The organism is Nocardia sp. CNS-044 (genome assembly GCF_059570515.1).
The window spans coordinates 207,916-222,255 of sequence record NZ_JCANSX010000012.1; the positions used below are offsets into that span (position 1 = coordinate 207,916).

Genomic DNA, 14,340 nt, shown 5'->3' on the forward strand with positions numbered 1-14,340 from the left:
CCAGGCCGAGATCGAGCTGATTCCAGCTGATGGTGACGTCGAGCGGGTCGGCGACATCCACCTCTAGCGAGTCGCCACGGGCCCGCAGCGACATGTTCTTCCGGACGTAGGTGCCGTCAATCCCTCGACCGCGCAGGACCGCGGCGGAGGCGACGTGCGTGTCAGAGTGGCGCGTCGCGGACCTTCGCCGAGAGTGTGTCATCGAACCGCGTGGGTCCGTGGAAGGTGAGAACCCAGCGGTCGCGGGACGGGTCGGAGAAGGTCGACAGGACCAGTGCCGTCTCGCCGTAGCCGTCGTTGTAGCGGAAACGTTCGTCGGTCCTGGTGCCTTCGGCGCTGCGGCCTTCGGGCTTCGCCCGCGACTTGAAGGTGGTCACCGCCCGACGCGCCGCGTCTGCGCTCGGGAAGGCGTAGAACCTGTACGCGAGCTTCGCGCCGCCCTCCAGCAGACACTCCCAGCGCGCCTGCCAATTGTCGAAGGCCGATTCGTCGCCCTTCTCGGCGCGCCAGTCCTTCCATTCGGAGGCCGGACGGCACGAGGCCCCGTTGTAGCCCTTACCGGTGTCGCGGTTGCCGCTCGGCAGCATTCCGGGAAACGCCGCCGACATCTCGGAGAGGTCCTTGTGTCCCTTCGAGCGTCCGGTTATCTGCGAGACCCAGGTCGAGTCGTCGGTCAACACGAAGGCGCCGCACCCGGTGACCAACGTGAACACCAAGCCCAGAATCACCGTGAGCATTTTCGCCCCCGATCCGCGACGCCGGGGCGGAACAGGCGGTCGGTACCCGGCAGGGACACCGCCGTAACCCGGCGGATAGCCCTGCGGCACCCCGCCGTTCGCATAGTGCGGACCGGGCGGCGCGGGCTGGGCATAGCGCGGCGGATGAGCCACCGGCACCGGGTTCGGCGCCGAACTCTGTGGATGCGCCACCGGCATCGGATTCGGCGCCGAGCGTTGCGGATACGGCCTCGGCTGCGCGACGGCGTGCGGCGCGCTCACCGGTCCACGCAACGCCTGCTGCACGGCCGCGGCGAACTCCGCGCAGGAGTCGAACCGATCCGCGGGTCGTTTGGCGAGCGCGCGATCGAGCACCGCGTCCAACGCGGGCGGCAGACCCGGACGCACCGAACTCAGCGGCGGGGGCGGCTGCTTCAGATGTCCCTGGATCACCGCGACGGCCTGCGGCGAATCGAACGGCACGGCGCCGGACAACAACCAGTACAGCGTGCAGGCCAGCGAGTACTGGTCGGTGCGGTGATCGAGCGGCGCGCCCGTCAGCTGTTCCGGCGCGGCGTACGCGAGAGTCGCGGTGAAGGTACCGGTCTGGGTGAGCTGCCTGGTGTCCTCGCGCGGGCGGGCGATGCCGAAATCGGTGAGCAGCACCCGCTCCTGCCCGGCCGAGCGGGAGAGCAGGATGTTCGCGGGTTTGACGTCGCGGTGCAGCACGCCCATGCGGTGCGCGTAGTCCAGCGCAAGCGCGGTCTCGCCGACGATCTGGGCGGCGCGCTGCGGCGGCAGGGTGCCGGGATCCACCGAGGACGCGTCGGCGCCGTCGATGAACTGCATGGAGATCCACAGCTGCTCGTCCTCGATGCCGCGGTCGAAGACGGTCACGATGTTGGGATGGTCCAGCTGCGCGACCAGGTCGGCCTCCCGCTCGAACCGCGCGCGAATCTCCGCGTCGGAGAACAACTCCCGATTCAGCAGCTTGAGCGCGGTACGGCGGGGCAGCCGCGGGTGCGCGGCCAGATACACCGCGCCCATACCACCCTGCCCCAGCAGTCGTTCGATGGCATATCCGGCGAATACGTCACCTGGCTGCAGCAACGGCCCCCCTCGAAATTCAGTTCTCGGCGGCCAGCTGCCCGCAGGCGGCGGCGATCTCCTGGCCGCGGGTGTCACGGACGGTGCAGGGCACGCCCTGGGCGTTGACCCGGCGGACGAACTCTTGCTCGACCGGTTTCGGGCTGGCGTCCCACTTGCTGCCCGGGGTCGGGTTGAGCGGGATGACGTTGACGTGCACGCGCGAGCCCAGCGCTTTGTGCAGTTTGGCGCCGAGCATGTCGGCGCGCCACGGCTGATCGTTGATGTCGCGGATGAGCGCGTACTCGACCGAGACGCGACGGCCGGTCGTGTCGGCGTAATAGCGCGCCGCGTCCAGCACCTCGGCCACCGGCCAGCGGTTGTTCACCGGCACCAAGGTGTCACGCAGTTCGTCGTCGGGCGTGTGCAGCGAGACGGCCAGCGTCACCGAGAGACCTTCGTCGGCCAGCTTGCGGATGGCAGGCGCCAGGCCGACGGTCGAAACCACGACGTTGCGCTGCGAGATGCCGAGGCCGTCCGGCGCGGGCGAGGTGATGCGGCGCACCGCGGCGACCACCCGCTTGTAGTTGGCCAGCGGCTCGCCCATGCCCATGAAGACGATGTTCGACAGCCTGCCCTCGCCGCCGGCCACCTCGCCGTCGCGCAGCGCGGCCGCGGCGGCGCGCACCTGGTCGACGATCTCGGCGGTGGACAGGTTGCGGTTCAGTCCGCCCTGACCGGTCGCGCAGAACGGACAGGCCATGCCGCAACCCGCCTGGCTGGAGATGCACAGGGTGTTGCGGTCGGCGTAGCGCATGAGCACGCTCTCCAGCAGGGTGCCGTCACCGGCCCGCCACAGTGTCTTGCGGGTCTGCCCGTCGTCACAGGCGACGTGCTTGACCACCGAGAGCAGCGGCGGGAACAACGCCGAGCCGACCTTCTCCCGCACCGCGGCGGGCAGATCGGTCATCAGCTCGGGATCGGCCTGCAACCGCCCGAAGTACTGCCGCGCGATCTGATCGGCGCGGAACTTGGGCAGGCCCAGCTCCTCGACCGCGGCACGCCGCCCCTCGGCATCGAGATCGGCGAGATGCCGCGGCGGCATGCCACGGCGCGGAGCGTCGAAAACCAGGGGCAGGGAGGCGGTCATAGTTCTTCCAGTCTCTCATCCGCCCCTGGCGCTCGAATGCTCAGGCCGAAACAGTGCGCGAGGACACAACCGCCCCGCGCCGTTTCGGACACTCGGCTCAGGACAACCCGAGGTCGCGCACTGACGGCCATGACCAGAGCCTCGTCGTCGGAGAGGTCCTGGGCGAAGCTCTCCTGGAACTTGTCCTGCCTGATCCACAGGTAACCGTCGGAGTCCGGCGCGATGCTGTCGGAGGCCGCGGGCGGCAGTTCCTGACTGATCTGCCCTGGGGTCTCCCCCGCGTCGCGAGCCTTTCAACGCAAGTTCGGGTCTCCCCCACTGCGCTGGCGCTGATCCGGCGCTCGCCAGAACGGCGACGGATCCGCATCGGTCTGAGGACTCAGCGCTTGGCGGCGCGCCGCAGCTGCATGATGCGCATGCCGCCGACCAGCGCCATCACCAGGGCCCCGAGGATCACCGAGAGCAGGACGGCGACGCCGAGAGGGAGGTGGAAGTTCCAGAAGAACATGCTGACTTCGACGGTCTGCAGATTCTGCAGGATGAAGATGAGCAGCAAAATCATGATCAGCGTGCCGGTCACGAGCCCCACCCAGGCGTAGCCGGTCCGCGAGGAGATCGAGGGTTTGGCGCCCGTCATGGGGGGTCTGGTCGCGGGCGGCGGGGGCGTGGTCGGCGGGACGGCCGGCTTGTCGCGCCGGCTCGCCTCGGGCTCGTGCTCGGCATTCGTGGACATGCCTCGATCATGGACGATCGCTATCGCGGTCGCCGGGATTTGGCGGCATGTCGCGCGGGGACCGGGCAGTCAGAGCAGCGTGCTCAGCACCAGCCAGGAGACGAACGCGGACGGCAGCATCGAGTCGAGCCGGTCCATGATGCCGCCGTGCCCGGGCAGCAGGGTGCCCATGTCCTTGATGCCGAGCTCCCGCTTGATCTGCGATTCGATCAGATCACCGACGGTCGCGACCAGAACCAGCCCGACACCGAGCACCACGCCGATCATCGAATTGGCGTCCAGCAGCAGGGTGACCGTCAGCAGACCGCCGATAACGCTGAACACCAGCGAACCGCCGAAACCCTCCCAGGACTTCTTCGGGCTGATCGACGGCACCATCGGATGCTTGCCGAACAGCACGCCCGCCACATAGCCGCCCACGTCGGAGCAGACCACCAGGATCATGAAGGTGAGCACCCGCAGGTTGCCGTCGGGCTCCAACAGCAGCAGCGTCGCGAAGGACGCGAGCAGCGGGACCCAGGCGAGGGTGAAGACCGCGATTGCCGTGTCACGCAGAAAGTTCCGCGGCGCGGTCCGCAGACCGTGGTCGAACAGCCGCCACACCATGCAGGTCAGCGCGGTGGCCGCGAACGCGCCGGCGACACCGCTCGCGCCCCACGGCCAGCCGAGCCAGAACACCGCCTGCCCGCCGACGATCAGCGGGATCCGCGGGACGAGCACGTCGGCCTCGCGTAGCCGCTTGGCGACCTCCCAGGTGGCCACGCCGACACCGGCCGCGGCGACCGGGATGAACACCAGCGGCGCGAACAGCAGGATCGCGATGAGCGAGAGGCCGAGACCGAGACCGACCGCGAGTGCGGCGGGTAGGTTGCGGCCCGCTCGCGACGTCGCGGCGGCGGGCGCCGGGGCAACGGACTCGGCGGGAACGGAATGCTCGGGGAACTGTCCGGCCGTGAAGTCACCCGGATGGCTCTGGGTGTCTGCGGGGGTGCCGCTCCCCGGCGTCGGCTCCTCGGCCGCACCCGTTGCGGCGGCATTGTCGGCCACGATTGTCCCGTCGCTCACTCGTTGTTCCTCGTCCCCCGCCCGTGCGGGCCCTCGGATCTGCCGTCAGACCTCGAGCAGTTCGGCTTCCTTGTGCTTGACCAGCTCGTCGATGCTGTTCACATATTTGGCGGTGGTCTTGTCGAGCTCCTTCTCGGCGCGCCCGACCTCGTCCTCACCCGCCTCGCCATCCTTCTGGATGCGCGAGAGTTCGTCCATGGCCTTGCGGCGCACGTTGCGAATCGCGACCTTGGCGTCCTCGCCCTTGCTCTTGGCCTGCTTGACCAGCTCGCGGCGGCGTTCCTCGGTGAGCTGCGGGATGGAGATGCGCAGGATGTCACCGTTGTTGGTGGGGTTGACACCGAGATCCGAGTTGCGGATCGCGGTCTCGATCGCACCTAGCTGCCCGGCCTCGTAGGGCTTGATCACCACCATCCGCGGCTCGGGCACCGTGATGCTGGACATCTGGGTGACCGGGGTGGGCGATCCGTAGTAGTCCACGACGACCCGGGAGAACATGCCCGGATTCGCGCGTCCGGTCCGAATGGTCCCGAGATCGTCCTTCGCCACCGAGACAGCCTTTTCCATCTTCTCCTCGGCGTCGAAGAGCGCTTCTTCAATCACGACCGTTTCCTCCACAGCGTCGTCATCGTCATGATCCGCGGGTCGCGGGGTCAGGACCGAACCAATGTTCCGATCTTCTCACCGGCGACCGCTCGGGCGATATTGCCCTTCGTCAACAGATTGAACACCAGGATGGGCATCTGGTTGTCCATACACAGGCTGAAGGCCGTGGCGTCCGCGACCTTCAGGTCGCGCTCGATGACCTCTTTGTGCGTGATCTCGGTGTACATCGTCGCGGTCTCGTCGACCCGCGGATCCGCGGTGAAGACGCCGTCGACCGCCTTGGCCATCAGCACCACATCGGCGCCGATCTCCAGGGCCCGCTGGGCCGCGGTGGTGTCGGTGGAGAAGTACGGCATGCCCATGCCCGCGCCGAAGATGACGACTCGGCCCTTCTCCAGGTGGCGCTTGGCGCGCAGCGGCAGGTACGGCTCCGCGACCTGGCCCATCGTGATCGCGGTCTGCACCCGGGTGTCGATCCCCTGCTTCTGCAGAAAGTCTTGCAGCGCAAGGCTGTTCATCACGGTGCCGAGCATGCCCATGTAGTCCGAGCGGGCCCGCTCCATGCCACGCTCTTCCAGCTCGGCGCCGCGGAAGAAGTTGCCGCCGCCGATGACCACGGCCACCTGCACGCCGGTCGCGACGACCTCGGCGATCTGCTCGGCGACGGTCTGCACGACGTCAGGGTCGAGGCCGACCTTGCCGCCGCCGAACATCTCGCCACCCAACTTGAGAAGTACCCGGCGATATCCTGGGCGTTCGGTCCCCGGGTCCGTCATCGGTGCTCTTCTCCTTCGGCGATGGTGGTGTTCTCAGCATGCTGAGACATCAGGGGTAAAGCGGATAGGTTTGCGATCCCGCAACACAAGGCGGTCACTATCCTGCCCTACTCGGTTTCGGCGACCGCAGAAGACCCCCTCCGACGACGCGCTCGCGCCGAGAATCGGGCCGGGACTGCCCGCGTCGCGGTCGGACGCGGACAGCAGAAGGCCCCTCCCCTGTCGGTGGGACGGAGGAGGGGCCTTCGCAGGCTGTCAGGCCTGGCCGACCTCGAACCGCGCGAAGCGGCTCACGGTGACACCGGCCTCGTCCAGCAGGGCCTTGACGGTCTTCTTCGAGTCGGTGACCGACGCCTGCTCGAGCAGGACGACGTCCTTGAAGAAGCCGTTGACGCGGCCCTCGGTGATCTTCGGCAGCGCGGCCTCGGGCTTGCCCTCTTCGCGAGCGGTCTGCTCGGCGATGCGGCGCTCGTTCTCCACGAGATCGGCCGGAACCTCGTCGCGGGTCACGTACTTGGCCTTCAGCGCGGCGATCTGCATGGCGGCGGCGCGAGCGGCCTCGGCCGCGGCGTCACCCTCGCCCTGGTACTCGACCAGCACGCCGACGGCGGGCGGCAGGTCCGAGGAACGCTTGTGCAGGTAGGTCGCGACCGGGCCCTCGAAGGACACGGCGCGGCGCAGCTCCAGCTTCTCGCCGATCTTCGCGGCGAGCTCCTGCACGGCCTGGTCGGCGGTCTTGCCACCCAGGTCGACGGCCTTCAGCGCGTCCAGGTCGGCGGGGCGAGCCTTGGCGGCGGCCGCGACGATCTGGCTGGCCAGACCCTGGAACTCGTCGTTCTTGGCGACGAAGTCGGTCTCGGAGTTGATCTCGATCAGCACGCCGTCCTGCGCGGCGACCAGGCCCTCGGCGGTGGCGCGCTCGGCGCGCTTGCCGACGTCCTTGGCGCCCTTGATGCGCAGGACCTCGACGGCCTTGTCGAAGTCACCGTCGGTCTCTTCGAGGGCCTTCTTGCAGTCCATCATCCCGGAGCCGGTCAGCTCCCGGAGCCGCTTCACATCGGCAGCGGTGTAGTTCGCCATCGGTGGCGAGCCTCCTTTGGAGAAGTTCAGTTACTGGGCAGCGGTGATCACCATGGCAGTCCTCGGTGATCACCGCTGGAACAGCGGGTTACGAGCCTCAGGCCTCGGCCGGGGTCTCGGCGGACGCGTCGGCGCCCGGAGCGGCCTGCGCGAGCAGCTCCTGCTCCCACTCGGCGAGCGGCTCGCCCGCGCCCGCTTCCGGCTTGTCGTCGCCGGAGGCCAGACCGGCCCGCGCCTGCACGCCCTCGGCCACCGCGGAGGCGACGACCTTGGTCAGCAGCGCGGCGGAGCGGATCGCGTCGTCGTTGCCCGGGATCGGGTAATCGACCAGGTCGGGGTCGCAGTTGGTGTCCAGGATCGCGATGACCGGGATGTTCAGCTTGCGCGCCTCGCCGACGGCGATGTGCTCCTTGTTGGTGTCGACGACCCAGATGGCCGAGGGCACCTTCTGCATGTCGCGGATACCGCCGAGGGTCCGCTCCAGCTTGTTCATCTCACGCGTGAGCATGAGGATTTCCTTCTTGGTGCGACCCTCGAAGCCACCGGTCTGCTCCATGGCCTCGAGCTCCTTGAGGCGCTGCAGGCGCTTGTGCACGGTGGAGAAGTTGGTGAGCATGCCGCCCAGCCAACGCTGGTTCACGTAGGGCATCCCGACGCGAGTCGCCTCGGCCGCGATCGACTCCTGGGCCTGCTTCTTGGTGCCGACGAAGAGGACGGTGCCACCGTGGGCGACGGTCTCCTTGACGAACTCGTAGGCCTTGTCGATGTAGGTCAGCGTCTGCTGCAGGTCGATGATGTAGATGCCGTTGCGGTCGGTGAAGATGAACCGCTTCATCTTCGGGTTCCAGCGCCGGGTCTGGTGTCCGAAGTGTGCGCCGCTGTCGAGCAGCTGCTTCATGGTTACGACAGCCATGGCTCCCGTATCTCTCTTTCGTTGCCGGTTGACGCAGTGGGTCGGCGACCCGCTGCCCTGGCGCCTCCGAATCGTCGGACCCGATCGTTCATCGATCGGGACCAGCCGGCGATTCCTTGTTCCCAACTGGCACTGCCGCGAACGAGCACTCTCGGAATTCGGGAGCTGAGGTTCGAACGGCGCCGTTACGAACAAGCACGGGTGGCGCGCGAAGTCGGTCCGTGCCGGGCACAGACCGCTCGATCAGTCTACGACCAGGTACGTCCCTGACCTAAATCGCCTGGTCGCACGGTTGCTACCAGGAGAAACGGGTGGTTTCCACAGGTCAGAAGTTGTCCACACTCGCCGAATTGGGGATGTTCTGCCGACTCGGGCCGGGCGAAGGTCGAGGGCATGCACCGACTTTCCCTCTCGATCACCGTGATCCTGCCGTTGATGTTCGTGCTGGCGCTGGCCGTTGGGCGGCCCGCGACGGCGAATGCTCGGCCGCCGTCGGGTGCCGAGGCCGAGTGCTGGGGATCGGTGTGCGTGGCGAATCCCAGGCGCGACATGCCGGACGTGGGACCGTGCGGCGGTGGTGGTCCTGTCGCGGACCGCTCGATGTCCGAATGTCCACCGGACGTGGCGCGCGCCGCGCCGGATGCCGAGCAGCCCGAGGGTTCCGCTCTTGCCTTCGCGGTCTTCGTGCGCGTACCGAATCCGGCGCGCGAGGTGCCGAAGCGCGCGCCGGACGCGGTGCCCAGCCCCGGCTGCTCGAGCTCGGTCTGTCTGCCGCCGCGGGCACGGGATCTGCCGTTTCTACGGCTCGCACCACTTCCGCTGCATGTGGCAGGCGCGCGACCTCAGCTCACGCCCGACGCCGCGTGTGGCGGATCGGCATGTCTCTCGATTCCAGCGCGAGACCTACCGAGACCCCGGCCCGCAGCAGCTGTGCTGGAAACCCTTCGGCCAGCGCCAAGCTCGGCGGAAGTTCCCGATGTTTCGGCTGCCCTGCGGCGATGACAGTGGAGCCGCGGAGGTCGACTTCGCATCGCGACTACAGCTGCTGCGGATACGACCGCCCGGCGGTCGTTTCGGATGGCTGCTCACCGGCGGCGAGCGGCATTGCTCGGGCACGACTGCGGGCGTACCGAACGCCGCGCCGCTCGGTGCTGCTTCCGGTGGCCGCAGCAACGGACTTGCGCGGCGGGGTCGCGGGCTGGCCAGGCCCCTGCTGCCGAATTGGGTACAACAGGTATGCCCGGCGGCAGCGGGCGGCGCGGTGGTCAGCTCCGTTGGCAGTGGTCGCAGTACTGCTCGCGGTCTGCGTATGGGGAACAGCCGCGGCAGCGCCCAGCGGGGAGTTCGGGTGGCCGCTGCGTCCGCGGCCCGCGGTGGAGCGGCGGTTCGACCGTCCCGCCCAGGACTGGCTGCCCGGCCATCGCGGTGTCGACTTGGCGGGGACGCCCGGACAGACGGTGGTCGCCGCAGGTGCGGGGATCGTGGTGTTCGCCGGGGAGGTGGCGGGCAAGCCGGTCGTGTCGATCGACCACTCCGGCGGGCTACGCACGACCTACGAGCCCGTTCGAGCGCGAGTCTCGGTGGGAGCCCGGGTGGCACGCGGCACTCCGATCGGCGCGCTCGAGGAAGGCCACGCGGAATGCGCGGCTCCCGCCTGCCTGCACTGGGGTCTGCGCCGGGAAGCGGGACGACGCGGACGTCCGGAGTACCTCGATCCACTCGGCCTGTTGCACTTCGCGCCGCTACGCCTCGAGCCGGTTGAACCGAGATGAGATGGCAGGAAGAGCAGCGAGGAGTCCGGCAGTAGGACCAGCACGGTCGCCGAGCAATGGCGCGGGGCTCGGGTGAGCGCTGACGTGGGCTGGCTTCCAAGCGGCGGTGAGGTAGCGCACCGCGCGCGTCGCTTCCTTACCGTCCGAATGCGGACCATGATCGAGACATGGAGAACGAGCTCGGGGGCCCGTGGTTCACCTATCGGGAGATCGGCGCGACCAGGGGTGAACTTCCGGAGGGTTATCACCGCTTCCATTTGCGGCGGCGTCTCGGCACCGGCCGAGAATTGTTCGAGCGGGCGGGGTCGGAGATCCTCGCCTATCGAATGCAGAAGGGCGTCGGCATCTTCGGACACGCGAGCACACCGACGGCCGAACCCGGCACAGCGCTCACCGTGCGGCTCGGGATCGGTCCGGTCGCCCTCGTGGCGCCCTGCCGCGTGGTGTACGTGCTCGACGACGAGAACCGGCGCGGTTTCGCCTACGGCACGCTGCCCGGTCACCCCGAGATCGGCGAGGAACTGTTCGCGGTGGAGTACGACCCCACCGACGACTCGGTCCACGGCCTGGTCACGGCCTTCTCCCGCCCGGCATCCTGGTACACCAAACTCGGCGGGCCGGTGTCGCGCCTCATGCAGCGCGTCATGGCTGGTCGCTACCTGGCCACCCTCCCGACGAGCACCTGAGGCCGGTCTCTCGACCGCACCACTCGCCGGGTCGTTTGCAGCGCATCGGTCATAGCCGAGGCGTCGCCTGTTGGAGTCGTGTTCCAGTCCCTGACACGGACCTCTACCGGCATCTCAGCGATATGGGCGGCACGAACCCGACACCCGTTCGGCAAGGACCTGTCCTCAGACAGCGGCCGAGAGGACGAGCGCCAGTTGCGCGAGTCCCGAGCGGATGCGGGATTTGACGGCGGGCAGGCCGACGCCGAGCCGTTCGGCGACCTGGGGGTAGGTGAGGTCGTGGTAGTAGGCGAGCAGGACCGATTCGCGTTGCAGTGGTGTCAGGGCGTCCAGTCCTGTTCGCACACAGCGGTATTCGTGGCGGCGCAGCACCTCCTCGGCGACGTGGTCGGCCGGTGGTCCGTAATCGCCTGCGGCCCAAGCTTGATCGCGATCGGACGCGGCGCGTTCGCGACGGACACGGTCCACCGCCTGCCGGTGCGCGAGCGTCCACAACCAGGTGGTCACCGAGCCGCGGCGCTCGTCGAAACCGGCTGCGCTGCGCCACACCTGGAGGTAGACGTCGTGACAGGTCTCCTCGGCGTAGTCGTGGTCGCGCACGATCGCGAGCACGCGACGGAAGACGAGCGGATGGGTGCGGCGATAGAGCAGTGCGTAGGCGTCGCGATCGCCGGCGCCGATCCGGCGCACCAACTCGGCGTCGGTACTGGATTCCGGAATCCGATGGTGGGTGGGCGTGCGAGAAGACAGTACGAGCGAAACCATGATGCCCCCGATGGCAGCGGACGCTGACGAATGGACCACCCGTCGAAGACAGGGACGGTGGTGTCGACCGCGGATTCCGATCCGGGGGCATGGGTTTCGGAAGTACCGCCAACGGCCAGACTACCGGCCGGTCCGGACCCCCGCCGCCGCTTCGGCCTCAGTTCGAGAGCTCGACCCGCGACTCAGATCCGAAGGCCCAGCTCGACGATTCCACCCGCCACGGCGTGCACACTCACCCGATGCCGCCGGGCATGCGCCCGAATCAGCTCGTAGGCCGCCTGTGGTGTCGTGTTGCGCGCGTTGGCGATCACGCCTTTCGCTTGTTCCACCAGAACACGCGAGTCCAGCGCGTGCTGGAGCTGCTCGGTCAGCCGCTGCTGGGCGCGCAACCGCTCGGCGGTCAAAATGTGCCCGGCGGCCATGCCCGCCAGCAGCGCCCCCACCGACAGTTCGGGTTCGGTCCACTCGCGCGGGTCGTAGGCGTACATGCCCAGCGCGCCCACCGTCGTCGCGCCGGATCGCATCGGGATCTCCGCGACGGCCCGAACACCGTGGCGGGCGGCGACGCTCGTGTACTCCGGCCATGAGGAGTGGCGCGCGTGGACGTCGGCGACGACGACCGGTTCGCCGTGGCGCAGCGCGTCCATCGCGGGTCCGCGGTCGCTGCCGCGCTGGCTGAGCGCGACGTCGGCCAGCGCGGCGGGCGTCGCGGTGACGACGCCGGAATACCCGTCGGCCACGAGAAGCACCGCGCAGCCCGCCAGATCGAGCGCGTCGGTGGCGCTGTCGATCAGACGGTGCAGTGGTTCGGTGAGATCGCCCGGTTCGGGCAGCAGCCCGACGAGCCCGGACAAAGCTGAGACCAGCAGCTCGCTGTCAGACATACCGAACCACCCCTGTACCGGCGAACCCCGCGCGTCCGCCTCGGAGATACCGCACCGCATCTGCCAACTCTCCATGGTATGGACCGTCGGCGACACGCCGAAACACTCGGCCGCCATGGCGATTCGACGCCCGACTCTGTAAGTGCGGTCGACACGAACGCTATTCGGGTGCAAACATGAAAGGTGAGGCTCCACTTCCGCTCCACTCATCGCGATCACTCAGGGAGATCCCCATGGGAGCGCACGCGCCGCTGCTGGACGTGCTTGTGCGGTCGGTCGGCACGCTGACGAGCGATTTCGACGTCGTGGAGCTATCGCAGCAACTGGTCGACGCGTGTACCGAACTGACGGGCGGCGCCGAGGCCGGTTTGTTCCTGGGCGATCATCGGGGCGAGTTGCGGGTGCTCGCCGCCACCCACGAGCGAGCGCGGTGGCTCGTGGAAGCGGTCGACGGACCGACCAGGCAGGCCTACCGCACCAGCAGCCCGGCGATCGTGGACGACCTCGCCGCCGCCACCCTGGTCTGGCCCGAATTCGCCAGGCACGCACTGGAACACGGTTACCGCTCGACCTACGCCCTGCCGCTGCGGCTGCGCACCGACAACCTCGGCGCACTGACCATCTTCGGCGCGGCGCCGGGAGCGCTGGACCGGGCCGCCGTGCGGTCGGGACAGATCCTCGCCGACCTCGCGGCCATCGCCATCGCGCAGCACGTGCTGCGACCGAGAATCGAGCCGATGCAGGCCAGACTGCCGGTGGCATTGCAGGACCGAGTGGTCATCGAGCAGGCCAAGGGGGTGCTCGCCGAGCGCGGTGATCTCGATATGACCGAGGCGTTCGGCCGCCTGCGCGCGCACGCGCGACGGTGCGGGCTGCGTCTGGCCGAACTGGCGGGCGCCATCGTGGTGGGCAGCGTCGATGCGGCGGTCGTGCTGGGCACGCCAGCCGAGCGCTAGGACTGCGCGGTTCAGCGCGCTTCCTCGTCGAAGCGGATGCGCCGCCGCAGTACTCGCTCGGCCGCCTCCGCCAGCGAAATGCCCTGGCGCACCGCGTAGGTCCGCAGCGTGGCGTACGCGTCCGCAGGGTCGGCTCCGCGCTGGGCCATCACCATGCCCGCGGCTTGGTGGATCGACGCACTCGTCAGCGGCTGGCGCAGCCACTCCCCCGCTTGCTCGGCGGAGCCGGACCTGGCCGAGACCAGGTGGGCGGTGATGATGTCGGCGACGTGCAGCCCGGCGGACATCATCGACCCGTTCGGGCGACCGGGGCTGGCCCGATACAGATCGAGGGCGCCGAACCGCACAGCGCCCAAGCGCAGGGGCATGGCGGTCATCGCGCCGGATACTGGTTCCCTGGCCAGCGCGGCGGCGAAGCCGGGCCAGCGCCCGCAGTTCGCGGTGAGATCGGCGACCGAGACCGGCACGCCGGTGGCCACCGCGTCCACCGCGGGCCCCTCTCCGACGGTCGCCTGCACCGTCTCGATCCGTGCCGCGATCTCGTCGCTGCTGCACCAGGGCTGCACACCCACATCGCGTTCATCGATCATGATGGCGGCCCGCTGCACCGGAAGCACCTGCACGGCGGCCTGGCACGCGGCCGAGAGGTCGCCCCCGCCGCGGCGCAGCGCCGAGAGGAATCTCTCGGTGAGTAACTCGAACTCCGCCACGCCCATCCTCTGAACCACCTGGAATCGACCGGCAGCAGCCAAAATAACGGATTCCCTGCGGCGCGGCGGCTACAGCAGGGCGATCAGCGCGTCGGCCTCGGCGCGCAGCACCTCGCCGCGGTCGGCGCGACCGAGTTCGTCGTAGGACGCGGCCGAGGTCAGGCGCTCGGCGATCTCGGCGCGGACGATCCCCTGGATGTCGGCCTCGCTCAGCTGCCGTCGTTCGACCTCCGCGCCGCCGAGCCCGGCCACGCTGTCCTCGATCGCGCCCGCTCGCGCGTCGCCGATCTCGATGGCCTCGGCGTTGTCGATAGCGCCGAGAGCCGAGCGCAGCGCCGCGGCCGCGTGGCGGTCGCGCGTCTTCATGGCGGCGGGCAGCGCGGCCCGCAGCCGCGCTCGTAGCGGCGGAGACCTGTCGACAGTTTCGGTGGACATGGGCACC

General features: G+C 68.9%; 15 protein-coding genes and 1 pseudogene. 3 read left to right on the forward strand and 13 right to left on the reverse strand.

What is annotated here, in order from left to right; genetic code table 11:
• Positions 1–161 precede the first annotated feature (161 nt).
• The 9 genes and pseudogenes from T333_RS31460 to rpsB form a co-directional block, all read right to left on the reverse strand.
• Entirely contained in the window at positions 162–1,826 is a 1,665-nt protein-coding gene (locus tag T333_RS31460; protein ID WP_496426760.1) for a serine/threonine-protein kinase, read from the reverse strand.
• A gap of 16 nt (positions 1,827–1,842) precedes the next feature.
• A complete protein-coding gene (rlmN, locus tag T333_RS31465) occupies positions 1,843–2,952 on the reverse strand; it encodes a dual-specificity RNA methyltransferase RlmN (RefSeq protein WP_253808489.1) in 1,110 nt (369 codons plus the stop codon).
• Positions 2,953–2,978: 26 nt separating this feature from the next.
• Positions 2,979–3,242, reverse strand: a pseudogene (locus tag T333_RS31470) (hypothetical protein); the annotation flags it as partial.
• Positions 3,243–3,331: 89 nt separating this feature from the next.
• Positions 3,332–3,685 carry a LapA family protein gene (locus T333_RS31475; protein WP_354999353.1) on the reverse strand — a complete coding sequence of 118 codons (354 nt, stop codon included), beginning with the start codon at positions 3,683–3,685 and terminating at the stop codon, positions 3,332–3,334.
• A 69-nt stretch (positions 3,686–3,754) separates the two neighbouring features.
• Positions 3,755–4,750 (reverse strand): phosphatidate cytidylyltransferase, encoded by a 996-nt coding sequence (locus T333_RS31480; RefSeq protein ID WP_496426761.1) that lies wholly within the window; start codon positions 4,748–4,750, stop codon positions 3,755–3,757.
• A gap of 45 nt (positions 4,751–4,795) precedes the next feature.
• Positions 4,796–5,353 carry a ribosome recycling factor gene (gene frr / locus T333_RS31485; RefSeq protein WP_141809536.1) on the reverse strand — a complete coding sequence of 186 codons (558 nt, stop codon included), beginning with the start codon at positions 5,351–5,353 and terminating at the stop codon, positions 4,796–4,798.
• Between the two features lie 50 nt (positions 5,354–5,403).
• Positions 5,404–6,132, reverse strand: a complete 729-nt coding sequence (pyrH, locus tag T333_RS31490) for a UMP kinase (protein ID WP_097247453.1) — start codon at positions 6,130–6,132, stop codon at positions 5,404–5,406.
• 255 nt (positions 6,133–6,387) lie between these two features.
• Positions 6,388–7,212, reverse strand: coding sequence for a translation elongation factor Ts (tsf, locus tag T333_RS31495; protein ID WP_354999350.1), 825 nt, complete (start codon positions 7,210–7,212; stop codon positions 6,388–6,390).
• 97 nt (positions 7,213–7,309) lie between these two features.
• Complete coding sequence (rpsB, locus tag T333_RS31500) at positions 7,310–8,125, reverse strand: 30S ribosomal protein S2 (RefSeq protein ID WP_067782205.1); 816 nt, start codon at positions 8,123–8,125, stop codon at positions 7,310–7,312.
• A gap of 1,274 nt (positions 8,126–9,399) precedes the next feature.
• Here rpsB and T333_RS31505 point away from each other — a divergent pair.
• Together T333_RS31505 and T333_RS31510 are read left to right on the forward strand one after the other, a co-directional pair.
• Positions 9,400–9,897, forward strand: a complete 498-nt coding sequence (locus T333_RS31505; RefSeq protein WP_496426762.1) for a murein hydrolase activator EnvC family protein — start codon at positions 9,400–9,402, stop codon at positions 9,895–9,897.
• Between the two features lie 167 nt (positions 9,898–10,064).
• Entirely contained in the window at positions 10,065–10,583 is a 519-nt protein-coding gene (locus T333_RS31510; RefSeq protein WP_496426763.1) for a DUF1990 domain-containing protein, read from the forward strand.
• Positions 10,584–10,748: 165 nt separating this feature from the next.
• Here T333_RS31510 and T333_RS31515 read toward each other — a convergent pair whose 3' ends face one another.
• Both T333_RS31515 and T333_RS31520 read right to left on the reverse strand, forming a co-directional pair.
• Positions 10,749–11,348 carry a sigma-70 family RNA polymerase sigma factor gene (locus T333_RS31515; protein ID WP_496426764.1) on the reverse strand — a complete coding sequence of 200 codons (600 nt, stop codon included), beginning with the start codon at positions 11,346–11,348 and terminating at the stop codon, positions 10,749–10,751.
• A 182-nt stretch (positions 11,349–11,530) separates the two neighbouring features.
• Entirely contained in the window at positions 11,531–12,232 is a 702-nt protein-coding gene (locus T333_RS31520; protein ID WP_496426765.1) for a GAF and ANTAR domain-containing protein, read from the reverse strand.
• A 233-nt stretch (positions 12,233–12,465) separates the two neighbouring features.
• On the opposite strand from T333_RS31520, the gene T333_RS31525 reads away from it, so the two are divergent.
• Positions 12,466–13,188: a GAF and ANTAR domain-containing protein gene (locus tag T333_RS31525; protein ID WP_496426766.1), complete on the forward strand. Its 723-nt coding sequence runs from the start codon at positions 12,466–12,468 to the stop codon at positions 13,186–13,188.
• An 11-nt stretch (positions 13,189–13,199) separates the two neighbouring features.
• Here T333_RS31525 and T333_RS31530 read toward each other — a convergent pair whose 3' ends face one another.
• Both T333_RS31530 and T333_RS31535 read right to left on the reverse strand, forming a co-directional pair.
• Positions 13,200–13,898, reverse strand: a complete 699-nt coding sequence (locus T333_RS31530; RefSeq protein WP_496426767.1) for a GAF and ANTAR domain-containing protein — start codon at positions 13,896–13,898, stop codon at positions 13,200–13,202.
• Between the two features lie 69 nt (positions 13,899–13,967).
• Positions 13,968–14,333, reverse strand: coding sequence for a GatB/YqeY domain-containing protein (locus T333_RS31535; RefSeq protein ID WP_496426768.1), 366 nt, complete (start codon positions 14,331–14,333; stop codon positions 13,968–13,970).
• Positions 14,334–14,340 lie beyond the last annotated feature (7 nt).